This is a genomic window from Methanocella sp. (assembly GCF_035506375.1).
In the GTDB taxonomy this organism is placed as follows: Archaea; Halobacteriota; Methanocellia; order Methanocellales; family Methanocellaceae; genus Methanocella.
The window spans coordinates 1-25,088 of sequence record NZ_DATJPM010000065.1; the positions used below are offsets into that span (position 1 = coordinate 1).

Below are 25,088 nucleotides of genomic sequence, written 5' to 3' on the forward strand. Positions count from 1 at the left end.
TTCGCTTTTCTGACGAAGATTGCTTTAACTGAGCCCCTGGAGAATACGAACGAGTATGGTAGTACGATTGCGGAGCAGGCGAAGACTATCGGCGGGGGCCGGCCGCTCCTGCAGCGTTTAGGGGATTTGAAAAAAGGCCGGAGGTCCACCTGGGAACGCCTGAGGCGAAGCTACGTCGAGCCCACGCTTCGGTTCGTAACGCCCGGGGACATCTCTATGGCTTTGCCGCATCGGGTGGTCACTGATCTTCTGGAGGGCCTGGATATGCTGGACCGGGTGGTGCCTGGTGTGGCTTCGGATGCCACTTTGTTGTATGCTCCGGAGATCAAGTTCGCGGCCGTTCGCCCCGAGACGAGGGAGCATTTCGAGACGGCGGTGGTCGATGACCTCTACGTTTGTGGTGATGGGGCGGGAGTGACGCGGGGCATCGTGCCTGCCGCTGCTATGGGCATCGAGTGTGCCCGGGGCATCATCGAAAAAATAGAGAAATAAGCGTTATAACATTGAGGCCTGGCCTCACGGCTATTAGATATAGGCCAGTGCTTGGTCCTTTTTATCCTTTGTTCCTTGCTCCGACGGTCCAAATAATACCTTTCATGTTAACGAAGCACAGTAAAAGATTAAAAGATAAAAATAGGCGACTTATTGGACCTTATTGAGCTTTTGTATCCGGTCCATGATGAGGTCGTACTTGGTCAGGTCGACGTACCTGGATATGCCGATCGCGTAGAGCATGTACGAGACGGCGTAGAGCGTTATGGCCAGCGGCTCATAGCGGTAAAAGCCCATCGACGTCGTCACGGAGAAGTAGATGTGCGAGATCGAAAGGATGATCGACCCGATGGCGATGACGAGCTGCGACTCGAAGACGCTCCGGCCTATCGACGTGAGGATCAGGTTGCCCACCAGGGCCAGGCAGATGATGTCCAGCGCCGGATAGGCGATGGAAATGAACGCCGACGGAGTTAAGCCGCCCTTCAGGATGTCCGTATAGGATGCATAGGTCCAGACGATGGCCGCAGTCGCGATGACCGCCAGCACGATGATGATGACGTTCAGCTCGACCTTGAGGCCGGTCGTCTCGGTGACCGCCCGGGTGGCGCTATAGATGGCCGCGATGGTCGCGAGCGAGCCGATGAGGAAAAAGACGTCCGCCATGGACGGGAATGGGGCACGCACCTGCAGCACAAGGTTATACCAGGTCCAGATGAACCCCGCGACGCAGAAAGAGAGCGAGGCCATTGAAAACCCGAACATGGCGTCCTGTATGCGCAGGTTCTTCGACTTGATATACCCGAAGAGCGACGTGGCGAGGAACATGATCGTGCCCACGACGAGCAGGGCGTCGCTGATCGTCACGAGTAAGATCGCCTTCTCCGTCACGATGCCGCCGAATTCCACCAGGGCGTAAATGCCGCCCACCAGAAAGATGATCAGGAACGCAAAATAATAACCCAGCGGAGAGGTCTTCTCTGCACTGGTCAAAAATCCCGGCGTATTGCCGTATCCTATCGTGTTTCTACTATTAGCCATGGATATGCCCCCATATTTAGTTTAATCAAGGGTCTACTCGAAGATATTTAAAGCTTTACCCTCAACCCCCGATAGCGAAACTGCGTCCATATAAAAAGCTAATACCACGAAATACACGGTATTTATTTTTGCATAGCCTATTGGGTGGCTACGGACCTTCCGGGGCGCCGGCCCTCCGGGACCTTCTGCACGTCCCGGACGATCTTAACGCGGCCATTACTCACGTCCAGCGCCATGAACGAGCGCAGGTATTCGGCCGCCCTGCCCCTGCCGTGGATGTAAAGCTCGACCAGGTCCTGGGGCTCGTCGATGTCGCTGGAGGCGTTGAACGAGTCGAAGAACTCAACGGTCAGGCCGTTATCCTCGGCGATGCGCATGTGGTCTAAAAAGCTAGCCCCATAGTAGTCGACATGGTACTTCCGGGGCTCCTTAATATACTGTACGTTCGTGCCTCCCCCCCTCCCCGGCGATATTACCACGTCCGCGGGGCTGGCGAGCATGTCCCGAATATTTTTAACTGTGATGAGCGGTATGTCGGCCATGATGATCATGACGGGCTCCGCCTCGGTGCTCAGAAAGTCGTTCAGGGACGAATTCAGGTCCTTCTCGCTGACCACGACCTCCGCGTCGTACTGGTATGGAGTCGTCGTGAGGAGCACGACCTGCAGGCCAGCCTCCCGAAGAGCGCCCGTGATATCGTCGAGCATCAGCCGGGCCAGCCTCTCCCGCTCCTCTGCCGTGAGGATCTCGGCCAGCCGGGACTTTGCGTTTACGGTCTTAAAAGGTACGACTGCCTTCATCGTATTCTATGAAAAGCGTTGAAATCTTAAATACTTTAGCCGGGGGTGCCGGTAAAAAAGCGAGTAGGGAGTCTTTAGAAGAGTGGCAACCCTCCTGAAGATGTGCCTGAAACGGCATGAATAGCCTGGCCGGCCGGCATCCGGACCGGCTGTACTAGCCTGCCCGGAGTCAGCGGGTTCAGGTCCCAGAACTCGGGCTTTATGTACTGGCCCGGCCGGGTGAAGGCCAGCGCCTCCCTGATGACCTTCGCGTGGTCCGTGCGCTGCAGCGAGACCCTCGGGCTGGTAACGTTCGTCAGGTCGCTCTCATTCCGGGGCGCCTGGGGTACAGTTAGGGTCTCTTCCGGGGATATCCATGCCGGCCGGGACACTTCGCCCTCGAAGGCGATGTCCATGAGGTGCGACAGGTGCGAGTTCCGCCACATCCTTTCCAGGATGCTCATCCGGCTGATCTGCGACGCGTTCAAGTCCAGGTTAAACCGGTGGATAGATAGCGCAAGGGGGCTGGACTCCATGCCCGTCGTGCCGCCCAGCGCCGCGGCCGTCTCGCCATATGCCCGCCCGGCTGTCGAGGGGGGCAGCGTAACCCGGGAATTGTTGATATTCTTGTTATCATAGGTCAGATTTGGCGTGAGATCGCCCTCGACGACCATTTCCGGGTATAGCAGGGAATTGCTCTGGAATCCCGCGGGCGTGACCGGGCTCGGACGGCCGAACTGCCCGACGCCTATCGGGGCGGCGCCTTCGTTGATATACGGGTAATAGGGCTGGTTGGCCGAATAAAAGCCGGTGCTGGACCTGCTGGCGGACTCCTCCCGAGTCTGGCGTATCGAAGGTAAAGCGATCCCCGTCCCCTGCGATGGCGCAAAGCAAAGAGTCCCCGGGAAGGCTATGCCCAGGCTCTCCAGGTCCACGGCAGTCGCATCCTGCTGGTGGAAGATGGCCTGTTTAAGCCCCGTTATGATGGCATCATCCCCGTATGTAACGCCGCCGGATACGAGCTCGTACTTGAGCTCCCCTGCCGCGCCCCACGCTTTATGCGTCGCCGTGGCGAGCAGGAGCAGCGATACAAGAATGATAATGCATGCTATAGATCGATGACCCTGATTGATCTCACGCACCCATGGCGGATGTACGAGCACAGGCTTAAAAAACGTTTATACTACTTATGCCGGCGTTACCTCCCCGGCGCAGTAAAGTATATATTTTATCTATGGTCAACCTTGGTTACTTAGACAGGCGTTTCACATGTCTAAAGACTTCGTCACCTACTCGAAGAACGTGTTCATCCCCGTTACCAACATGTGCCGCAACAACTGCGGCTATTGCGGGTTCCGGCGAGACGCCGGCTCAAAGGATGCTTTCATCATCCGGCCCGAAGTCGCCCACGATACGCTCAAAAAGGCCGCGGGCCTGGGCTGCCTGGAGGCGCTTTTCACCTATGGCGACGCGCCGTCAGATCCCCTCTTTTTTAAAGAGCTCGGAAAATACGGCTACATGGATCTCACGGACTACGTCTACGACCTTTGCCTGGATGCCATCGGATTGGGCATGCTGCCCCACACCAACGGCGGCGTGCTGCCTTTCGCCGAGCTGGAAAAGCTCAGGGGCGTCAACGCCAGCATGGGCCTCATGCTGGAGACGACCGCGGAACTCCCCGCGCACCGGCTGAGCCCTCTGAAGAGGCCTTCAGTGCGCCTCGAGTTCATGGAGCGCGCCGGGAAACTAAAGATCCCGTTCACCACGGGCATCCTGGTGGGCATCGGAGAGACCTGGGACGACCGGCGGGAATCGCTGGAGGCCATCCGAGACCTGCATAAAAAATACGACCATATACAGGAAGTCATCGTCCAGAACTTCGTGCCCAAGCCGGAGACCCGCATGGGCTCCACGGAACCGCCAGGCGTCGAGGACATGATAAGGGTTTTAAGGATGGCCCGCGAGATACTTCCGGCGGATATTGAGTTGCAGGCGCCGCCCAACCTGACGTCCCACCTGCCCGAATTTTTAAGGGCCGGCGCGGGCGACATCGGCGGCATCTCGCCCGTCACTGAAGATTACATCAATCCGGAGTGCCGATGGCCCACGCTGGATGAGCTCGGCGCCATGGGCCTGAAGCTCCGGGAGCGGCTCCCTCTGTACCCGAAGTACGTGAAAAAGGGCTGGTACCCGGAGAGGCTGGAGTCGATCATCAGGAGACACGCGGATGGAGATGGGTATTGTGTTTGATGATATCTACGAGCGATCGCTGGCAGGCAGGATCACGAAAAAGGACGCGATGGCCTTATTAAAAGAGGACCCCTTCGAACTGTTCCAGACAGCCGACGCCGTGCGCCGGGAGCTGGTCGGCGACACGGTCTCCTACGTCGTCAACCGGAATATGAATTTTACGGACATATGCATCGGCACCTGCGCCTTCTGCGCCTTCCGGAACAACGAGAACTACCGGCTCACCAGCGCGCAGCTATTAAAAAAAGTGGGCGAGGCGAAGAAGTACGGCGCGACCGAGGTGTGCATCCAGGGCGGCCTGCTTCCCGACATGTACCTGAAGGACTACGTCGCCATGCTCAGGGCCATTAAAGGCAGGTACGACATAGACATACACGCCTTTTCGCCCATGGAGGTCTTCCACATGAGCGAGATCTCCGGCGTAACCATTTCACATTCATTAAAGGAGCTAAAGAAAGCGGGGCTGGGCTCGATGCCCGGGACTGCGGCCGAAATACTCGTGGACTCCGTCCGGAAGAAGATATGCCCGGACAAGCTGACGACACGGCAGTGGGTCGACGTGGTCACCAAGGCCCACAAGACCGGCATTCCCACCACCGCCACGATCATGTATGGCCATATCGAGACCTGGAAGGATCGTCTGGATCACATTTTCATCCAGCGGGACATCCAGCGCGAGACCCACGGGTTCACCGAGTTCGTGCCCCTGACCTTCATGAGCAAGAATAATCCGCTGGGAGAAATCGTGCTGAAGCAAAAAGGCTCCATGGGCGCCAGCGGCCTGGATGATCTGCGGATGTATGCCCTGGCCCGGCTCATCTTCGGCCCCGACCTCGTGAACGTGCAGGCGTCCTGGGTCAAGCTAGGCCCCAAGCTGGCCCAGGTGGCGCTCCATTGCGGCGCCAACGACCTCGGCGGAACGCTCATGGAGGAGCGGATCTCGAAGACGGCCGGAGCAACTGCGGGCGAGTGCTTGTCGCCCGAGGAGCTGCAGGCCATCATACGGGACGCGGGACGCATTCCAAGACAGCGCACCACACTTTACGGGGATGTGAAGCCGGCCATGAAAATAGCGGCTTCTTCCACCGGGCGAAAATCGGCATACAAGTAAAGGTGTGCAGCTTACGAACAGACATTTTATTATGAATGAGCCCTATTATATCTGCCATTTACAGGAGTCGCTATGCTGAAAAATATCTATGAGCGCTCACTCGCGGGAGAGATAACGAAAAAAGATGCCCTCGAGCTTTTAAAAGGCAACCCGTTCGAGCTCTTCGACACGGCCGACGGGCTGCGCAAGGCCATCGTCGGCGACGACATCACCTTCGTCGTTAACCGGCTCGTCGAGGTCACCGACCGCTGCATGATCGGGTGCGACTTTTGCTCATTCAGGAACAGCATCGGCTTCAGGCTTACCACCGAAGAGATCCTGCAGAGGGTCGGCGAGGCGAAGGACATCGGCGCCACCGAGCTGTGCCTCATCTCCGGCGTCATGCCCTACATGACCGTGGACTACTACTGCGACCTGTTCAAGGCCATTAAGGCGAAATACGACATCATGCTCCACGCCCTGTCGCCGATGGAAGTCTATTACGCGGCCAAGGTATCGAACGTCACCCCGGCAGAGGCGATGGCCGCCTTCCGAAAGGCCGGCCTTACCACGATGACGGGCGCATCGGCCGAGATACTCGTGGATACAGTCAGGGAGAAAATCTGCCCCCGCAAAGTCTCGACACAGCAGTGGGTGGACATCATAAAGGATGCGCACCGGCTCGGCATTAAGACCACCTCTACGATCATGTATGGCACACTGGAGACCTGGGAGGACCGCATCGACCACATGTTCCTGTTGCGGGACATCCAGCGCGAGACGCACGGCTTTACCGAGTTCATCCCGCTCACGTTCATGCACGAGAACAACCGGCTGAGCGGCCGGTCCATCGGCGCAAGCGGCATGGACGACCTGCGCCTGCACGCGCTGGCCCGGGTCATCTTCGGCAGGGATATACCCAACATCCAGGTGTCCTGGATCAAGATGGGCGTCAAGCTGTCGCAGGCTGCCCTCTGCGCCGGGGCCAACGATTTCGGGGGCACCATGATCGAGGATAAGATCTCCGTGGCGGCCGGCTCCGGGCACGGCGAGTACCTGTCAAAGGGCGACTTTATGAGGCTTATTAAAGCTATCGATCGGATACCACGGGAGCGCACAACTCTATACGAGCGGCTATAAAAGCTATCATTATTATAAGACAGCTTTTATTATCTGCCGATCCATTACGAATACAGACTTTTTTACGCACGCACCAACTATATTATATCGAGTCGTTCACAAATGAAAAATCAATCACTGAAAGGCAAATGTCCAGTTTTTTAAAAAAAAATTTATCGAAAATGTAAATTAAAAAGTGAATAATTACTATAAATTTGGCACTTTTAAGGTCGCTTTATCCTGGAGACCAAAAGATTTATAAACAATTTTTCGGGATTTTATAATATTATAACTCGATAATGTCAGAGGGATATTATGGGTGGCACTGTTAGTCAAGAGGTATTAACCGGTGAAAAAATAATTGAAACCAGTAATCAGAAGATTAATTATATAACGGCTAATAAGGCAAAGGTATTCTCGAGGAAATGCGAATGGTGCCCTTACGTTGCGGATATATTCTGCCAGGAAGGCTCCTGTGACGAATGTACTGTCAGGCGTGCATGGCTTACATCTGTAACGGAAGAATTTCAGCAGTTCGATAAAAAATGGCCGGTATCTAAAAATTAATAATTAACAAAATATACGCCCCATAATAGAAGGGAGAGGTACTGCCTTCTCTGGACATTCTCTTTGACCGGCCTTTTGATCCATCGTTATCAAGCGCCCTCTTGCATCCAGCGCATTTTAATTAATATTTCTCTATATCGATTTGATACTTTTAACGTTCCAGGCTCTCCTAGTCAGAATCGGATAAGAATCACTCAATAGAAGATGTCCCGGGTTACGTAGAGGCCGAGCTTTTCGCGTTTCTCAATAAATTTTTTCGCCCGGCTCTTCTTACTGACGGCCAGCTTTTCGAGTGCCTTCAGCCCGTCTTCGCTGATCTCCTTTGTCTCTATGGCACCGGCGCCTATGGCCTGCTGGAAAAAGTCGTGGCCTTTTTTCGTCCTGAGGAACACGGTATTCCACCCCGGGTCCGAGCCCACGGATCCGATGGAAATGTCGGCCCACTCAGCCACAAGGTCAGGGCAGATACGGTCGCCATCCTGGATGTACCGGGAGGCCTCCTTGAGCGGTAATGTCACGCCCTTCTCGCCCTCAGTCCGGAACTTGCCCGAGGCGCAGCGCATGCGGACCACGCCCTCCAGAGGCTCCTCGCCCAGGCCTTCGACGATGGCCTTGAGGCTCTCGGGATAAAAGTTCTCGAAACAGAAGATGCCGATGACCAGGGCAAGGCGCTCGACGATATCCCGGGCGCCGAAGGGATATAGCTGCATCTTGCGGACGGCCTCTATCTGGCAGGGAACGCCCACGTAGCCCACCTTGCTGAGCGCCTTTTCCCGCGTCGCCTCTTTTAGCTGGAATAAGCTCGGCGAAAGGGCATAGACGCTTTTAGCGGATTCGAGTATCTCCTTCCTGCTCGTGGCCACGTACTGGGCGGGCGCCCATTCCTCGCTCGATTTTCTCGTCAATACCGCACCGTCGATGAAGCCGGTATCGAGGGCGTAGCACATCAGCGCGGTCGTCGTTCCCCCGTCCTGGGCGATATCCTGGATATCCGGGTCTTTCGACCGGGCGCTCATGACCTCCTTGTATTTCCCGAATCCCTTATACGCCATTTCACTCCTCCCTCAGCCGGTCCATCATCTTCTCGATGGCGGCGGTCGGCAGGAAGCTGCGGGGGCACTGGGCGTAGCAGGCGCCGCATTTCACGCACCTCTCGAAAATACAGTTCGGCCGGCCTTCGGCCATCGTGATGGCCCGTGTCGGGCAGGCCATGGCGCAGGCGCCGCAGCCGATGCACAGGCCGTTCTCCACGACGTCCTTCCACAGGTCGCAGCCGCAGGCATAGCCGCCGACACTATATGAGGACAGGTACTTCAGGTAGTCGAGGTCTCCTTCCACAAAAGCCTTTACGATGTTGTATGCCATCTCCGGCGCCGGCGGCGAGCCCGGCACGAACGCGTCCACGCTTACCAGGCGCTTTATGGGCGGGAACGACTCGTGCTGGGGCTGAGGAAGCTGGCCTCCCCTCGAAAAGTTATTGATGGTCGCCGTAGACGAGCACCCGCCCCAGGCCACAAGGTAAGAGCCTCTCTCCCGTGCCTTCTTAAGCGTATCGACGGCGTCATCTGACTGCAGGCATGCGGCCCCGTCCACGAAGACGATGTCGGCCTTCGGTATCTCCGTCTCGTCCTTGATGAGCGTCATGTACTCGATATCCACCATGTCCATCATGTCCAGGAGCCGCTCGAAATTATCCAGGAACGAGATCTCGCAGCCCGAGCAGGCGGACAGATGGACATAGGCGAACTTCGGCTTTTTCATACGAAACGCTCCTCGATGACACGGCCATCGTGCATGACGATCATGTGGGTGGCGCAGGATATGCACGGGTCGTAGGACCGCATCACCCACTGCGCCCACTTATAGTGGAAGCCCTCCGTGGACTTCCCGATGGTCGCGATGTTCCACATGGTCGCGGGCATGGCCTTATAAAATGTGATCCGGCCGTCCTCCACCCGCGTAATGTGAACGTTCGTGCCCCGGGGCGCCTCGTTGACGCCGATGCCCAGCCGGCCGATGCCATACGAGACGGGGCGGTTGAGCGTGTGAGCCCTGGTGTTCAGTTCCCGGAGGATATCCAGGCCTCGCTCTATCCTCAGAGTGATTTCCGTCAGCCTCGCCCGGTTCAGCGCCATGGTGCCCTTTTCCCTCCACCCCTTAAATTTCCATAGCCGGGCAACAGGCCCCACTTCCACGATCTTCCCCTGGAGCATGGGGATCCGGGTACAGGCCTCCACGCCGATATCCTTTCCATAATAGTTCGCAGGCAAGAGCTCGGAATAATAGGGATAATAGTCGCTCGCGAACACGTCCGACCGGCCAAATATCAGGTCCGTCGCCATCATGTCCACGTCATTGACACCCAGTCCCGGGGGCACGTCCGCGGCTTCGAACGCCTCCTCCATGAAACGGCTCTGTGCCTCATGGTACTGCCGGTATTCACCGAGCATCTCCGAGAGCTTATCCCTGGCCGCCTCGCTGATGTTCGTGTACATGCCGCCCACGCGAATATACGGCGAGTGGATGGCCTCGCCGCCGGTCACGCTGCAAATATACTGGCCGATGCGGCGCATCTTCTGGATCCTGGTAAGCGCCTCCTTCGTCTTTTCCGGGTCCTTGACGAAGTCGGGCAGGATGAGTACCTGCTGCAGCGGGTGATCATGAAGGTGATTGCCGATGTTGCATAATTCGCGTAACAGTACCCCGTGATGCGGGGGGCTCAGGCCGATGGAGCGTTCGATGGCTTCCGAGGATGCGGTCGCGTGCGTCGGCGGGCACAGGCCGCAAAAGCGGCTCGTTGCCACGGGCGCGAACTCCATGGACCGGCCGACCAGGAACTTTTCGAAGCCCCTCACCGTAACCATGCTTAAAAAATTCCCTTTTTTCACGACCCCTTCCTCATCGACGTCCAGGACGAACTTGCCGTGCCCCTCGTTACGAGTCGTGGGCGCGATAACGACCGTCTCACCCATAAGATCACTATTAAAATGACCACAGGTATGTTTATAATAATAATCTGATAAAATGTAATAAATGAAAAGAAGTTAGACGACTTTGACCGACTTGCTAAAATCGCCAATCTCCTTGCCGCTCACTAAGACCTTACCGTTGAGCTGGTAGTCGCCCGCCGTCGAAAACCCGCTGTACTCCTCAGGTATAGTGACTGAAAACTGCGCTTTTTTTGTCTCTCCCGGCCCAATGTTCAGGTTCGCGATCTTAAAGTCCTTCGAGCCCAGCGATGTCGTGCCCAGGACCGGGACATTTTTCGATATAGAAGCATGGACCGTGACGTCATTTATAGCCGCATCGCCCGTGTTCCTCAGCGTGATATAGCCGTTCGCCGTATCGCCCCGGCTATACGTGTCCCTGTCAGTGCCATAACCCACGAGCTCGGCGCTGATCCTGCCGGAAGGGGCCGCCGTCGCAGTGACGCTGACTGTGCCGGCCGGCGATACCTTCGCCGCGGCGGCGCCGGCATGCTGAACGCCTGAAATGACCATCATCAGGCCTGCCGAGACCAGCACGGCCGCTAATGTCAATTTGAAAACGCTTTTCACCATACACACCCCATCCCAGTTTATGGCCATAACTTCTTATTAATACCCGAAAAATAACGCCGATTATATGCCTTTGACCGGGCTTCACACAGGGGCATACTAACATATTAAATGGCGACCGGATTGTAATAGAAAAAGAAACATAGAATTATTGGACGGTCACTTCTTTCGTGAACTCGCCGATCTGGTTCCCCCAGACAAGGACGTCGATCGTGAACCGGTACTTGCCGGATGTGGAGACGCCCTCATAATCGCCGGGTATGGAAATGCTGTACTCCAGCCTCTTCGTCTCGCCCGGCCCAATGCCCAGGCCGGTGAGGGTGGTCGTCGGGTTTTGCACGTTGACGTATCCGATCACCGAAACGTATCTTTCCACCTTGATATTCAGCGTGGCCTCGGTAATGGGCACTGTGCCCGAATTTTTTATGACGATATAGGTAATGGCGGTATCGCCGGGCTTGTACGTGTCCTTATCGGTGCCATAGTCCACGAGCTGGGCCATTTTGACCACTGGCTGGACAGGCGTCGGCACTGCCGGTGCCGATGAAGAAGGATTTCCGGAGGGCGTCGAAGTGACCGGCCCCGCGGGTATGACCATATAAGGCGTGGGCGTCATCGGGGGCTCGGGCGTGGGAGCCTGCGTCGGCGCAGGCACGCCCACGAGAGACGTGAACATTATGTATACTGCGGCTACGACCGCGATCAGCACGACAAGGCCGACTACCACCACAGCAGCCACTGTTAGAAAGTTTCTGTCCTCCGCCATGTTATTCCATGCCAACTAGATATTCTTCGCTTATATAATTTCCACTCCATTGCCGACCCGCGTCATGAAGGATTCGGAGGAGACGCCGCATTTATCGAACTGCCCGGCCATGGCCTTCTCGACCCGCCTCATCCGCTCCTCCGGGCATAGGGCGATCATCGTCGGGCCAGAGCCGCTGATGGCGACCCCGTAGGCGCCCTGCTCAAGGGCGCCGGCCTTGACGTCCTCGTAGCCCCTGATAAGCGGCGAGCGGTATTTCTCGTTGAACGAATCCATGAGCGAGCGGCCGATCATGCCCGGGTCCTTAGCCGCTGCGCCGGCCACCAGCATGCACGCCTTGCCAATGTTCTGCACCATCTCATTCACGGGGACGCTGGACGGGATAAGCTCCCGGGCCGCTTTCGTGCTCACGTCGATGGCGGGGAGTATGGCGACGATGCCCATCTCAGGCATCTCCAGGCTGACCGCACGCCCGCCACTGACGATAGTCAGGCCTCCCATGATGCAGGGGCCCACGTTATCGGCGTGAGCCACGCCCGCCGCCGCCACCTCGCCCTTCGCGGCGATGGGCACTAGCTCTTCACGGGAAAGGCCGAGCGAAAAAAGCTCATTGATGGCGACCGCCGTGCCCGCCGCCGGGGCCGCGCTGCTTCCCAGGCCGCTGGCCGGCCGGATATAGCTGTGGATCGTGATGAGGACGTCTTTACCCATCTCTTTCGCCACCAGGCCGGCAGTATTCTTTTCGGGCTCCAGCGGGATCGACTTCCAGCCCCGGCCCACGATGCGGATCGAGAGATGGTCCGCCGGCTCTACCTCTATAATATCAAAAGGCTCGTCCAGGGCCAGCCCCAGCACGTCGAAGCCCGCTCCCAGATTGGCCGAAGTCGCCGAAGCCCGGACACGCACACGTTCCATCAACATCACTATATCCGGTCATTAATAAATAAATCCATCAGCTGGTAGCCCTTATCGATGAAGAGCCCATCCACGGCCGACTTCTCGTCATAGGACCTGGCAGGTTCGCCCGACTTCCCGGAATCATATATTACATAGGGCACCGGGTCGTGGGCATGCGTCTTTATAGAAAGAGGCGTCGGATGGTCGGGGCAGACCATCAGGCGGAAGTCGCCGAACCGGCGCATCCCTTCCAGCATCGGGCCCACGACCTTGCTGTCCAGGTCCTCGATGGCCTTCACCTTTTCCTTCACCATGCCCTCGTGGCCCGCCTCGTCGGGCGCCTCCACGTGGATGAAAACGAAGTCCTTATCTTTTAGCGATTCGAGCGCATGCCTCGCCTTGGCGCCATAATCCGTGTCGAAATACCCGGTCGCGCCCGGCACCTCGATGACGTCCAGGCCCGCCGATACGCCTAATCCCTTTATCAGGTCGACGGCGGATATCACCGAGCCTGTCAGGCCGTACTTCTCGCGGAAAGACGGCATGGCCGGCGTCCTTCCCTGGCCCCAGGGCCAGATGGAATTCGCCGGGTTCTTGCCTTCGGCGATGCGCTTTTTATTTACCGGATGGCCCTCCAGAAGTTCCCAGGACCGCCGGATCATCCCTGTAAGCAGCTCGTGCTCCTCCCCCCGGGGCAGGTGCTCTTCGACCGGCTGGCCCGCGTAATCGTGGGGCGCGTCGCAGACGGCGCCGGCGCCCTTACCGTCCAGGACCATCAGGTGCCGGTAGCTGATGCCGGGATAGAACTTCGTGCCGTCACCCCCCATCTTACTGTCCACGTACCGGATAAGCTCGGCCGCCTCCTCCGAAGTCACGTGGCCGGCGCTGTAGTCCGCGATGAGGCCGTCCCGGACCGTTATCAGGTTACACCGGAAGGCGACGTCGTTCGGCTTCAGCCGGACGCCCATGCTCATGGCCTCCAGCGGCCCCCGGCCATTATAATATTTGACCGGGTCATAGCCCATGACGGCCAGGTTCGCCACGTCGCTGCCCGCGGGCAGGCTTTCGACGGTGGTCTGGCACAGGCCGTAATGCCGGGCGTGGCGGGCCATGAAATCCATATTAGGCTTCCGGGCGCTCATTAAGGGCGTGTTACCATTTAATTCCTTGACGGGGTAATCCGACATCCCGTCACCGAGGACGACTGCGTACTTCATTCCGATCGACAGTCCACAGTATAATACTGTATTGATATATTTAATGGTGGACAGGGCCGTATCATAGTCAATTGTCGTATATATGCTCCTTCCACGGAGCAAGCCCGCCTGGAGGCAATATTAGTATGCCAGGCGAGCCTTTGGCAAAAAATATAGCGAAGTAACGTGAATATACCTGTGCATTTGGTACCTGTGGAAGTCCATTTTACATAGGGGAAAGACCAAAAAACATTTATTAGGGAAAGTCATAATGTTACTCCAATAATCCATAGGTTATGGATTTATATCTGGCGATGTCTAGTTCGGCATATGTCGAAGATTCGGCATATGGGTGGTAAAACAAGAGCGTTTTATCCGAGCCGCGATATCTGCTTGCACAATAGACACAACCATGGGAGGTTGAATTAATGAAAAATAATGTAAAGGCAGCATTAGCAGTACTAATGATTATGTCCATGATCGCAGTAGTAGTGCCTGCTGTCGCTGATAAGCCCATATGGGACCCCAACGCTCACAGTTATCCTCAGACCGTCTGGTCTGACTGGGGCAAAAAGGGCTCAGTGACCGGCAGAGTTACTACCTCGGTCAACGGAACCGTAGGCATCGGCGGCGCTTACATCGCGATCGTCAACGCCTCGAACACTACCCAGGAATTCTATAACACGTCTTCCGATGCGTACGGCAACTATCAGATCACCGGCATCAACGCAACCTACAGCTCTGTGAATCTGACAGGTCCGGACAACACTGCTGGCACGTACAATAAGGGTATAAACATGTACAAGATGTACGCCTACAAGGACCCGTACGGAGAAGGCTATTCCAATGCTTTCGGCATTGATGCGGACTTAAAGTCTGCAGCGACGACTTCGGTCGTTATATTCACCAAGCCTGCAAGGATTGAGCTGAAGGCCGAAAGAAGCCACGTCGTAGCGGACAGCGGAGACAACATCCAGATCTGCGCATACATGTACGACGCTCTTGGCAACCCGGTAGCTGACGGTTACAATGTAAACTTCACCATCGGTAACGCCACGAACAACTCATTCATGCAATACCCTGCACCGGCATATGCTCCGAATCAGAACGGTAGCTTCTACGGTTACATGGACCCGAATGGGAGAAACCAGACCGTTGCGACCACTGACAACGCGGGTAAGGCCTGCCTCCAGTACGGCTGGGTTGATGAAGCCTACGGCGGCAACAACTCGACCATCTGGGCATACTACGCAGATGACGCGAGCGTCTTCGCCAACATCAAGATCTACTTCGAAGCCCCGACCGCATCCTGGACTGGCTACGTGGTTGACTCTTACGGCACCGGCTACGGCGGTATCCCCGTGATGTTACACGTCATGGGCTACAACGGCACCACTCCGTACGAGATCTACAACATGACCAGGACCACTTCCAGCAGCCAGCCGTTCGTAGGCCTGTTCGCCTTCGACTACATCGTGCTGCAGAACGCGGCCTATGGCTACGTTGACGCCAGCGCTCAGCTGACGGACAACCTGACCATCTACGGCAAGAGCAACAACTACTCGATGAACAGGTCCGCGACCTCCATCGGCTCGATCGTCTTAAGGATCCCGCCGCCGGACGCGATCAAGGTCACCGCCGAGAAGGACACGATCCTCGTGGGCGGCCAGTCTGACTGGATCATCGCACAGCTCTACCTGAATGGCCAGAAGTACAAGAGGGCCAACATCGCCGTGACCTTCGACTCGGACAACGACACTGTCGCTACCCTGCCTTCGGTCAAGACGAACATCACCGACCTCAACGGCCAGGCCTGGATCCTGCTGACCTCCAACCAGACGGTTGGTAAGGTTAACATCACCGGCACGGCTCAGATCATGTACAACCACAACCTGACCGACACCTGCACTGTCCGTGTAGTCGGCTGGGGCACCGTGTCGGGCATCGTGACTGACCAGAACAAGGTCGGTATCCCGAACGCTAACGTGACCCTGTGGAATATCCAGTGGAACGACACTACGGGCAGATGGGAGAACACCAACGTAGTGGACATCCCGGAGAACCCGCAGTTCTCGAACGATGGCAGGACCGCAGCAGTCGGTATGTACACGTACTACAGAGTACCCTGGGACTTCTACAACGTAACCGGTGAGAAGGAAGGCCACATGTGGTATGCAATATTCCTGATGGGCCCTGTGCCGACGGATATTGACAAGTACGCCAATGCGACCTACGTACCCGGCTCTGAGTACGGTACTGCGACCCACAACATCGCCATACCCGACTACTCGTACATCGCGCCGGTAAGCCCGACGCCGACCCCGACCGCCGTCGTAACCACGACGGCAACGGCAGTACCGCCAACCCCGACCCCGACCGCCAAGCCCACTCCGGGCTTTGAGGCCCTGTTCGCGTTAGCCGGATTACTCGGCGTAGCCTACCTCGTCGCGAGGAAAGAGAACTAAGGATCAAGTAGACTAAGGGGAGTAAAATCCCCTTAATCTCTTTTTATTTTATCCAGTGGTAAAAATGGTAAAAATGGTCTATCGTTTCTTCTCATTATTCATTATCGTATCTTTATTCATTTTCACTATACCCGTATCGCTTGCCGACAATACGCCCACCGGCGCCCTCACGGGAAAAGTCATCGACCGTAATAATATGCCGCTGGCTAATGCCACTCTACAATTACAGGATAGTGTATACAATGTCGTCGGGAACGCCATATCGGCTTCCGATGGCACTTTTACCTTCAATAATGTACCCATCACTGGCTTCGATGGCCGGGATGTATTCAGGGTCACAGCGACGTATATCGTTAGCGGCAAGTCCTATTCCGATAAGACCGAGTTCTTCTGGATCTATAAGAACCAGGTCGTAACGCACAATGTTCAGATATATTACTATCCGCCCTCCAATTATGGCTGGCTCACTGGTAAAGTAGTTAACGCCAACAACTATAACCAGTATGTATCGGCCACCATTTACCTTAGCAATGGCATGTATGATTTCGTCTCGTCCGAGCCCGGCGATAACTGGCAGTTCTACCTGCCCGCCGGCGACTACCAGGTCTGGGCCGAGCACAACGAGAACGGTAAGACGTTTTCTTCGGGCAAGAGCGACGTCCATGTCAATAGCGACGACACGTTCACCGCCGTCCTGACCATATCGCTTACGGGTAATGGCACTACACTGCATACTCCGCCGTCGGCCGGCGTAAACGTCGTGCATGGCAACATAAAGCAGAAAAATGACGCGCCTCTTTACGGCGCGACCGTCGAGCTTTGCCGCGTCAACGGCGTTAACTTCAGCCCCATATCTTCGACGACATCCGACGTCGAAGGGAACTACAGGTTCAATGGCGTGAATACCAGCGCTCCCTCAGAGAGCTATGTGGTCCGGGTCACCTATAATTTCATGGGCAATGATACGATCAAAGTTTCCGACCCGTTCACCATCTATTATGCGAACATGCTCAACGTGTCGCATGACTATAATGTGCCGATATCCGTCGACTTTACAGATTCAGGCTCGATCGAAGCGGTCACCGACCCGGCCGGCGCCAGCATATGGCTTGATGGGGCGGATACAGGCCGTACGACACCCTTTAACATCACCGGCGTCAGGGCCGGAGAGCATACCTGCAGCCTGCTGATGGACGGATATCTGCCCGAGAATCTCACGTTCAACGTCCCCTCCGAGGGCACGTATCGCGTGTATAAGGTCCTGAAGCCCAGCACGGGCGATGTGAACTTCATCATCAAGCCGTCGGATGCGTCCATCTACCTGAACGGTGATCTCGTCGGCACGGGCTCGACGAATCTAACGAAGCTGCAATATGGCCAGTACTCGTATACGGTCGGCAGGGAAGGCTACAGGAATGTGACGGGAACGCTCGAAGTCATCCCAGGCGGCCACCTGGACGTGCCGGTCGATCTCGTTGCCGTGCCCGGGCTAAGCCTGACCTATATCGGCTATCTTATCAACAGCGTGTTCGAGTCCATCGGCAAGCTTTTCGGATAAAGGCTAACCATTAATATCAAATAGGCTTATTCTTTTTTATGCTCTGGACGGTGGACGGCTCCATTGGCGAGGGGGGTGGCCAGATATTGCGCACGGCCATCGCTGTCGCGGCAATAAAGCAAAAGGCCGTACGCATCGTCAACATCCGGAAAAGCCGGCCCAGGCCGGGCCTCGGCGTCCAGCACGTCAGGTCCATCGAGATCGCCCGGGAAATGACGGATGCGACCGTAGAAGGGCTGAGGTATGGGTCGACGGAGGTTACGTTCGATCCAGGCCCCATTAAGGCGGGTAACTTTATCGTCAACATGGGCACGGCCGGGAGCGTTACTCTGGCATTACAGAGCGTTTTGCCTGTCGCCGCTTACGCGCCCGGCCCCGTTACGCTCGACATAACTGGCGGGACCGACGTTAAATGGGCACCTCCATATGACTATTTCCACGATGTCACCCTGCCCGCGCTCGATCGGTTCGGATATCGTATAGACGCATCTCTTATTTCAAGAGGATATTTTCCGGCTGGCAACGGCAGGGTCATCGTTCATACGACGCCGGCGGCTTTCCGGCCCGCCGACCTGATCGAGCCAGTCGGCGGTATCATCGCCGGCGTCTCCGCGTCATCCTGCCTGCCCGCCCACGTCTGCGAGCGCCAGGCGAGCGCGGCATCCGAATACCTGCAGTCACGGGGCTACGAGACAGGCGATATTCGGCTCGATATCCGTAATGATATGTCGACGGGCTCCGGTATATCTCTATATAAAGGTTTTACGGGGGGAAGCGCTCTCGGTGAAAGGGGAAAGCCTGCCGAGAAAGTAGGCCGTGAAGCGGCGTCGATGCTGGCGAGAGAGCTGCAGTCCGGGGCGGCGGTGGACGCCCACCTGGCCGACCAGCTCATTCTTTATATGGCACTGGCGCCCGGCGAGTCGGGCATTACGACCAGCGTGCTCTCCGGCCATTCGGCCGCCGGGCTTCGCATCGTCGAGCAGATGACCGGCAGAAAATTCGAGGTCAAAAAGGGCAATAAGACGACGCTTATTCGATCTTCAGGTATTCCGGCGGAATAGGGCCTGACAGGCATACGGGGCCGGCGTCGATAATAAGGATGCCTTTACCTTTTGCCTTTCGGGCGTCGATGGATATTATAACCGGGTGCTCCGTGCGGATGCAGGCGACTTTTACTGCTTCTTCGATTGACTTACTTAAATGGACGTGGTGCTGGTTCACCGGCTTCAGGCCGATCTCCAGTATGCGGTCTGCCTCTTCCTCGCTCGTGCCGTAGAAGAGCACATCGTAGTCGGCTTCAGGGTAGTCGAGGTCTACATTAATGGAGTGGCCGTATCGGGCCCTGACCCGGTTATCGTCCCACTCGTAGCGGCCCTTCTCATCCGTCTCGAGCATAGCCTCTATATGCTGTCTTTGAGCCCAGGGATATTTTGCGGCGATAGCCTTCTCAAGGTCGTCCATGCTCGCCCAGCCGTGCTCGTCGAGCTTTAGCCCGAGTTCTCCGGGAAAATGCCTTAACGCTCCGGACATGATGCGCCCCAGCTTCTCGGCCTTGTAGCCAGATAGTATGAATCTTCCGGGATTGCCACACGTACACTGGCTGCCGCGGAAATATCCGTGCCTTGGGCACTGCTTGATCTCCGGGATGTGATCTTTGGTCTCCATGCCTAACGACCTTCAACGAGCCCTGATGCCTCTGTGAATACACATTTGCCCTGTTTAGAAATAAACTTTGCCTTCAGGGGCGCTTGCATAGTTTTGAATATAGAGCGTGTACTCAGGCTCAATAAACGCTCTCTGAGACGATTTAAGCCAGGAAGCGGCTCAAAGCTGGCTTGAAGTGGATCGAAGAATTTTTTAATGATGCATTGCATTGTTTGCGCCTTATGTAAGCCTGGTCTGTAGATAAACCGAGCTTCATGTTCTTCGAGACTTAATAATTATACTGTGTTGAATATGCCTTTTTAAGTCTCAGAGTGTACGGAGGCACTATTTTTCACCACAAAGGCACGATAGCACGGAGGCTCACAAAGTCTTTTTTTAGATTAAGTTACAAAGGGCACGGAGAATGCTTTTTGAATAAGATACAAAGGATATGAAGGCACGATGGCAAAAAGTGCTCTTGTTCATTCCACTGTATCTTTGTGTCCTGATCGCCAATGAACCGGCTTTGTGATCTTTGTAACTTAATTATAAAAGAAAACTTTGTGAGCCTCCGTGCCATCGTGCCTTCGTGGTGAAAATAGTGCCCTCAGTGCCCTTAAAAAGCTTAAAATAAAGGAGTAATCCAACACAGCAAATAATTATAAAAAAGCTCTGTGAGCTCTGTGGTTTAACCGATGCCAGGACTGCACAGGAACAAATCGATAATCAATATAAAATAATAAAAATTTTGGAGCGCCTTTAGCTTTTTACTAAAGGAGCGCCTTTAACTTCCGCAGCCGTCTTCTTTTTCGTCGTCTTTCTGGCGGCCTTTTTAACGGGCTCTGCAGACTTGCTGACCGGCGTGACTTTGTTCTCGGCGTTCTTCTTCTGCCACTCCTCGTAATTACACTGCGGGCACCCGAGTTCCCACGGCTTCGAGCCGCCGTTGGCGATCCTGATGTGGCTGAGGCCGTGCTTTTCACAGGCCTTTTCCGTGACGATGATCGTGCCCATCCTGGGAAGGGGCAGTATAAAGTTGCAGTCAGGGTAGCCGTCGCATCCGATGAAGCGGCCTCCCTTCTTGCTCTTCCGCACCATCAGGTCCTTACCACAGCTCGGGCATTTGCCGATGCGCTTGTCCTCCCGCAGGCCATCGTACAGGACATCCCTGATCTCCTTATGGTTCTTGTCCAGGTCGTTGAAGATGGTCTCCAGCATGCCCTGGGATTCCTGCACGACGCTTTCCTCTTTGATCCGGCCTTCGGCGATGCTGTCCATGTCCGATTCCAGCCGGCTGGTCATGTCGGGCTTGGTGATGAGGTCGGCATACTTTTCCAGGGCTCCGACGACGGCGAACGCCGTGTTCGTGGGCACGGGCGGGTTGCCGTGGACGTAGTTGCGGGCGTATAATTTTTGAATCGCCTCGTGCCGGGTCGATTTCGTTCCCAGGCCCAGGTCCTCCATCATCTTCACCAGCTTGCCCTGGCCGTAGCGTCCGGGCGGCTTTGTAAGCTTTTCATCCAGCGTGACGTCCTTCACGCTCAATTCATGCCCGACGGCCATTTCGGGGAGGACCTCATCCTTTCCCATGCCATAAGGATAATACAGCCGGAATCCCGGCGTCGAAAGCATAGAGCCGCTCGCCCTGAACTTTTCTCCGTTCACGTCGACGCAGACGCTGCGGACCTCGTACTCCGCGGGCGGCGCCAGGGTTGCGAAGAACCGGCTGACAACGAGCTCGTAGACGCGCCACTCGTCGGCCTTCAGCTCGGACTTCCGGGCGCTGGCGACCGGGTATATGGGCGGATGGTCGGTGGTCTCCTTTTTGCCCCGGGTCGGCTTGAAAGTGCCCTGCTCCAGTAATCGCTGGGCGTATTTGCCGAACTCGCCGGAGGCGAACTGCTCGATGAGATCTCTTATGTTTAAGCTCGCGGGATAAACGGTATTATCGGTACGCGGGTACGATATCCAGCCGTTGACGTACAGGTTCTCGGCGACGCGCATCGCGTTGGCCGCGCTGAACCCTATGCCCGCGGCCGCCCGGATGAACTCCGTGGTCGAGAACGGTATGGGCGGGTATTCGACACGGGGCTCTTTCTTATAGTCCACGACCTTTCCAGTCTTTCCAAGCCTCGCGCGGATGTCCTCGGCCTTCGCCTTTTCCGTGAAGCGGTTGCCGATGTGCCCGGCGACGAACTCTTCGCCGTTCGTAAAGGTGGCGTAGAGTTCCCAGTAGGGCGTCGGGATGAATGCCTTGATATCCCTCTCCCGGTCCACGACGAGCGCCAGGAGGGGGGTCTGCACCCGGCCCACGGACAGAAAGCTGTTGCCCAGCCGGCCACAGGTCAGTGAAATGTATCGCGTAAGGGCGGCGCCCCAGACGAGGTCGATCTTCTGGCGGGCCTCGCCGGCGGCGGCAAGGCTAAAGTCGATCGGCACGGTGTTAGCGAACGCGTGCTCGATCTCCGGCCGGGTGATGGCGCTGTACCTCGCCCGGTCGAACTTCGCGGCCGGCGCCGCGTCCCTGATGATGTTATACGCTTCGACACCGATAAGCTCGCCCTCCCGGTCAAAGTCGGTCGCTATGGTGACGTAGGACGCGTCCTTCGCCAGCTTTTTCAGCGCCGTGGCGATCTTTTTCTGCGTGTAGCGCGTCTCCGTATTGGCCCATATCAGGTCTTTCGGGGCCGTGTTCTGCCAGTTATTGTATTCGGCGGGGAAGTCGATGTTGACGATGTGCCCGGACAGGCCTACGACGGCCGTATCGTCGCCTTCGTATACGCTGACTCCGTCGATCTTCCTCTCCTTCGCGCTGCCTAACAGTAATTGCGCGATCTTCCGGGCGGTAATGTTCTTCTCCGTCACGATCAGGTGCATTCGAGTAACTCCCTTAACAACAGGTTCACTTCAGACGGGTCGGCGCGTCCGTTCGTCTTCTTCATGACCATGCCGACCAGATAGTTGAACGCCTGGGCCTTCCCGGCCCGATAATCGCCGATGGCCTCCCTGTTCTCCTTCAGTACCTCGGTCACGGCGGCCTTCGTTACATCCGTCTCGACCTTAGCAAGGTTTCTCGCAAGTATAATATCTTTCGGGTGCCCGCCCTCGTCCAGCAGGGCACGCATTAGCTCGACGGCGCCCTTATCCGTAATGACGCCCTTTTTAAGCTGCTCCATGATGTAGACCATCATCTCGGGATCGAAGGCGTCCTTGATGTCCATGTCCCGGTAGTTCAGCTCGCCCTTCAGGTAATCGGCCACCCAGGTCGCGGCCAGGCGGGGCTCGCACTTCCCTGCGACGCACTCATAATAATTGGCGACCCGTATTTCGGACGTAATGACCTTCGCGTGGTCATCCGATATGCCGTACTCTTTCTTAAAGCGTTCCCGCCGGGCGTCCGGGAGCTCGGGCAGCTTTTCCCTGAGACGCGGCTCCCAGCCCTTCACGGACAGCGGGACGAGGTCGGGCTCCGGGTAATAGCGGTATTCCTCGGCCTGCTCTTTGGTACGCAGCGTGATCGTGCAGTTGCGCTCGTCGTCGTAGTGCCGGGTCTCCTGGGTCACTTTGACGCCGCGCCTCTTCATGTTCTGCTGCCGCGATATCTCGAACAGCAGGGCGCGCTCCACGCCTTTGTAGGATGAGATGTTCTTGATCTCGACGCGCGCGCCGCCCTTGAGCGACACGTTCGCGTCAACCCTCAACGCCCCTTCCAGCGAGCCGTCGAAGACGTCGAGATACTCTAAGATGTTGCGCAGCTTATTGATAAAACGCCGCGCCTCTTTCGGCGAGCGCAGGTCGGGCTCCGTGACCACTTCGAGCAGCGGCATGCCGCTCCGGTTATAGTCCACGAGCACGAACTTGCTCGTCTCGATCGAGCCCTGGTGGACGAGACGTCCGGGGTCCTCTTCCATGTGGACGCGCCGTATTCTGACAACGCGGTCCCCGCCGTCCGATTCGACCGTGAGGACGCCGTTCGAGGCGATCGGCCAGTCGTACTGGGTGATCTGGAATCCCCTGGGCAGGTCGGGATAATAGTAATTCTTACGATAGAACTGCGTGTGCTCCGCGATCTCGCAGTTCAGCGCCAGGCCCACCATGATGGAGTACTCCACGGCTTTTTTATTTATTACCGGCAGCGCCCCGGGCAGCCCCAGGCAAACCGGGCACGTCATCGTGTTCGGCTCCAGTCCCTGCTGCCTCGTGGAGCAGCCGCAGAATAGCTTACTGTTCAGCTTATTTAGCTGGCAGTGGACCTCCAGGCCTATGATGACTTCGCCGTCCATTTAGAACCCCTCCGGCAGCTTCTGGAAATCCGTGTTCAGCTCGAAAGTGTGGGCGGTCCTTATGATCATCGGCTCGTCGAAGAAGCCGCCGATGAACTGGACGCCGATGGGCAGTTTTCCGGCGAAGCCGCACGGCACCGATATCGACGGCACGCCCGCTAAGTTCACGGGCACGGTGTCCACGTCGGCCATGTACATGGAGAGAGGGTCGTCCTGGTGCTCGCCTATCCGGAACGCCGGGTACGGCATCGTGGGCGCCGCGAGGACGTCCACGCCTTTAAAGGCCTTCTCGAAGTCCTTTTTAATGAGCGTCCTGACCTTCAGGGCTTTTAAATAGTATTTTCCATAGTAGCCTTCCGACAGGGCGTACGTGCCCAGCATGATGCGGCGCTTGACCTCTTCGCCGAACCCTTCCGCCCTTATCCGCGAAAAGGTGGCGTGCCAGTTCTCGTCCTTCCCGGTGCGCAGCCCGTAGCGCAGGCCGTCGAACCTGGCCAGGTTCGAGGACGCCTCGCACATCGCGATAATGTAGTAAGCGGACAGGGCATACTTCGTGTGGGGCAGCGAGACTTCTTTGTAGTCGGCTCCCAGCCTGTTGAGGGTCATGATAGCGTCCCACACGGCCTTTTCGACTTTCATATCCGTGCCTTCGCCGAAGTACTCCTTCGGGACGCCGATGGTCAGGCCTTTTACGTCGTCGACGAGATGATCGGTATAGCGGGCGTCGTGCGGGACGGACGTCGAGTCCTTCGGGTCATGGCCGGCGATGACGTCTAAAAGTAGTGCGGCATCGCTCACGTTCCTGGCCATCGGCCCCACCTGCTCGAGGGAGTTGGCGTAAGCGATGACGCCGTAACGGGATACCAGGCCGTACGTAGGCTTGATGCCTACGACGCCGCAGAAGGACGCGGGGCATCGCACCGACCCGCCCGTATCCGTCCCGAGGGCCATACGGCACTCGAGCCCGGCCACGGCGGCGCCGCTGCCGCCCGACGAGCCGCCGGGCACCCGTGTCATGTCCCAGGGGTTCTTCGTCGGCCCATAATGGCTCGACTCGGTCGAGGTCCCCATGGCGAACTCGTCCATATTAGTCTTGCCCGTGATGACGGCGCCCTCGTTCCTCAGGCGGGCCACCACTTCCGCGTCAAAAGGCGGCACGTACCCGGACAGGATCTTCGAGCCGCACGTCGTAAGCAGGCCTTTCGTGGTGATGCAGTCCTTCACGGCGACCGTCATGCCGGCCAGCCGCCCGGCGATCTTTCCATCGTCCACGCCCTTCGCCGTTCCGAGCGCGTTCTCCTTATCGAGCGTGATGTAGGCGTTCAGCCTGCTATGCTTAATGCGGTCGAAGGTCTTGTGGACGGACTCTTCGTAGAGGGCCATG

21 protein-coding genes and 1 pseudogene are annotated in these 25,088 nt (G+C 56.8%); 8 read left to right on the top strand and 14 right to left on the bottom strand.

What is annotated here, in order from left to right; translation table 11 throughout:
- Window positions 1–492, top strand: a pseudogene (locus tag VMC84_RS08665) (FAD-dependent oxidoreductase); the annotation flags it as partial.
- Window positions 493–642: 150 nt separating this feature from the next.
- Here VMC84_RS08665 and VMC84_RS08670 read toward each other — a convergent pair.
- From VMC84_RS08670 to VMC84_RS08680, 3 genes are all read right to left on the bottom strand, one after another.
- Complete coding sequence (locus VMC84_RS08670) at window positions 643–1,533, bottom strand: hypothetical protein (protein ID WP_325379683.1); 891 nt, start codon at window positions 1,531–1,533, stop codon at window positions 643–645.
- A 137-nt stretch (window positions 1,534–1,670) separates the two neighbouring features.
- Window positions 1,671–2,333 (bottom strand): 2-phospho-L-lactate guanylyltransferase, encoded by a 663-nt coding sequence (gene cofC, locus VMC84_RS08675; RefSeq protein ID WP_325379684.1) that lies wholly within the window; start codon window positions 2,331–2,333, stop codon window positions 1,671–1,673.
- Between the two features lie 74 nt (window positions 2,334–2,407).
- Window positions 2,408–3,454, bottom strand: coding sequence for a hypothetical protein (locus VMC84_RS08680; RefSeq protein ID WP_325379685.1), 1,047 nt, complete (start codon window positions 3,452–3,454; stop codon window positions 2,408–2,410).
- A 127-nt stretch (window positions 3,455–3,581) separates the two neighbouring features.
- Here VMC84_RS08680 and cofG point away from each other — a divergent pair, with 127 nt between their 5' ends.
- The 4 genes from cofG to VMC84_RS08700 all read left to right on the top strand — a co-directional run bounded on the left by cofG (window position 3,582) and on the right by VMC84_RS08700 (window position 7,338).
- Window positions 3,582–4,562: a 7,8-didemethyl-8-hydroxy-5-deazariboflavin synthase subunit CofG gene (gene cofG, locus VMC84_RS08685; protein ID WP_325379687.1), complete on the top strand. Its 981-nt coding sequence runs from the start codon at window positions 3,582–3,584 to the stop codon at window positions 4,560–4,562.
- Complete coding sequence (cofH, locus tag VMC84_RS08690; protein WP_349256763.1) at window positions 4,555–5,673, top strand: 5-amino-6-(D-ribitylamino)uracil--L-tyrosine 4-hydroxyphenyl transferase CofH; 1,119 nt, start codon at window positions 4,555–4,557, stop codon at window positions 5,671–5,673. Before cofG ends, cofH (VMC84_RS08690) begins: the two co-directional genes overlap by 8 nt.
- A 72-nt stretch (window positions 5,674–5,745) precedes the next feature.
- On the top strand, window positions 5,746–6,792 hold the full coding sequence (gene cofH, locus VMC84_RS08695; protein WP_325379689.1) for a 5-amino-6-(D-ribitylamino)uracil--L-tyrosine 4-hydroxyphenyl transferase CofH: 1,047 nt from the start codon (window positions 5,746–5,748) through the stop codon (window positions 6,790–6,792).
- Between the two features lie 294 nt (window positions 6,793–7,086).
- Complete coding sequence (locus VMC84_RS08700) at window positions 7,087–7,338, top strand: hypothetical protein (RefSeq protein ID WP_325379692.1); 252 nt, start codon at window positions 7,087–7,089, stop codon at window positions 7,336–7,338.
- Window positions 7,339–7,532: 194 nt separating this feature from the next.
- On the opposite strand, the gene VMC84_RS08705 is transcribed toward VMC84_RS08700, so the two are convergent.
- The 7 genes from VMC84_RS08705 to VMC84_RS08735 form a co-directional block, all read right to left on the bottom strand.
- A complete protein-coding gene (locus VMC84_RS08705) occupies window positions 7,533–8,390 on the bottom strand; it encodes a Coenzyme F420 hydrogenase/dehydrogenase, beta subunit C-terminal domain (protein WP_325379694.1) in 858 nt (285 codons plus the stop codon).
- 1 nt (window position 8,391) lies between these two features.
- Window positions 8,392–9,099 carry a coenzyme F420 hydrogenase subunit gamma gene (frhG, locus tag VMC84_RS08710; protein WP_325379696.1) on the bottom strand — a complete coding sequence of 236 codons (708 nt, stop codon included), beginning with the start codon at window positions 9,097–9,099 and terminating at the stop codon, window positions 8,392–8,394.
- The gene (gene frhA / locus VMC84_RS08715; protein WP_325379698.1) at window positions 9,096–10,310 is read right to left on the bottom strand and encodes a coenzyme F420 hydrogenase subunit alpha; all 1,215 of its coding nucleotides are present in this window, start codon (window positions 10,308–10,310) and stop codon (window positions 9,096–9,098) included. The genes frhG and frhA overlap by 4 nt, the downstream gene beginning before the upstream one ends.
- A 72-nt stretch (window positions 10,311–10,382) precedes the next feature.
- Window positions 10,383–10,898 carry a hypothetical protein gene (locus tag VMC84_RS08720; RefSeq protein ID WP_325379700.1) on the bottom strand — a complete coding sequence of 172 codons (516 nt, stop codon included), beginning with the start codon at window positions 10,896–10,898 and terminating at the stop codon, window positions 10,383–10,385.
- A 145-nt stretch (window positions 10,899–11,043) separates the two neighbouring features.
- Complete coding sequence (locus tag VMC84_RS08725) at window positions 11,044–11,661, bottom strand: hypothetical protein (protein WP_325379702.1); 618 nt, start codon at window positions 11,659–11,661, stop codon at window positions 11,044–11,046.
- 30 nt (window positions 11,662–11,691) lie between these two features.
- Window positions 11,692–12,582, bottom strand: a complete 891-nt coding sequence (locus tag VMC84_RS08730) for a homoserine kinase (RefSeq protein ID WP_325379704.1) — start codon at window positions 12,580–12,582, stop codon at window positions 11,692–11,694.
- Window positions 12,583–12,584: 2 nt separating this feature from the next.
- The gene (locus VMC84_RS08735; protein WP_325379706.1) at window positions 12,585–13,775 is read right to left on the bottom strand and encodes a cofactor-independent phosphoglycerate mutase; all 1,191 of its coding nucleotides are present in this window, start codon (window positions 13,773–13,775) and stop codon (window positions 12,585–12,587) included.
- A 449-nt stretch (window positions 13,776–14,224) separates the two neighbouring features.
- Between VMC84_RS08735 and VMC84_RS08740 the strand changes: the two genes are divergently transcribed.
- The 3 genes from VMC84_RS08740 to rtcA all read left to right on the top strand — a co-directional run bounded on the left by VMC84_RS08740 (window position 14,225) and on the right by rtcA (window position 18,838).
- Window positions 14,225–16,219 (top strand): PGF-CTERM sorting domain-containing protein, encoded by a 1,995-nt coding sequence (locus VMC84_RS08740; protein WP_325379708.1) that lies wholly within the window; start codon window positions 14,225–14,227, stop codon window positions 16,217–16,219.
- 64 nt (window positions 16,220–16,283) lie between these two features.
- The gene (locus VMC84_RS08745) at window positions 16,284–17,777 is read left to right on the top strand and encodes a carboxypeptidase regulatory-like domain-containing protein (protein ID WP_325379710.1); all 1,494 of its coding nucleotides are present in this window, start codon (window positions 16,284–16,286) and stop codon (window positions 17,775–17,777) included.
- Between the two features lie 38 nt (window positions 17,778–17,815).
- Entirely contained in the window at window positions 17,816–18,838 is a 1,023-nt protein-coding gene (gene rtcA / locus VMC84_RS08750; protein ID WP_325379712.1) for an RNA 3'-terminal phosphate cyclase, read from the top strand.
- Here the strand turns inward: rtcA and VMC84_RS08755 are convergent.
- The 4 genes from VMC84_RS08755 to gatA all read right to left on the bottom strand — a co-directional run bounded on the left by VMC84_RS08755 (window position 18,807) and on the right by gatA (window position 25,087).
- Entirely contained in the window at window positions 18,807–19,442 is a 636-nt protein-coding gene (locus VMC84_RS08755; RefSeq protein ID WP_325379714.1) for an RNA 2'-phosphotransferase, read from the bottom strand. The two genes, rtcA and VMC84_RS08755, sit on opposite strands and share 32 nt — an antisense overlap.
- A 738-nt stretch (window positions 19,443–20,180) precedes the next feature.
- Window positions 20,181–22,298, bottom strand: a complete 2,118-nt coding sequence (locus VMC84_RS08760) for a DNA topoisomerase I (protein ID WP_325379716.1) — start codon at window positions 22,296–22,298, stop codon at window positions 20,181–20,183.
- Entirely contained in the window at window positions 22,289–23,704 is a 1,416-nt protein-coding gene (gene gatB / locus VMC84_RS08765; RefSeq protein WP_325379718.1) for an Asp-tRNA(Asn)/Glu-tRNA(Gln) amidotransferase subunit GatB, read from the bottom strand. Before gatB ends, VMC84_RS08760 begins: the two co-directional genes overlap by 10 nt.
- Window positions 23,705–25,087 carry an Asp-tRNA(Asn)/Glu-tRNA(Gln) amidotransferase subunit GatA gene (gene gatA / locus VMC84_RS08770; RefSeq protein ID WP_325379738.1) on the bottom strand — a complete coding sequence of 461 codons (1,383 nt, stop codon included), beginning with the start codon at window positions 25,085–25,087 and terminating at the stop codon, window positions 23,705–23,707.
- Window position 25,088: the final 1 nt, after the last annotated feature.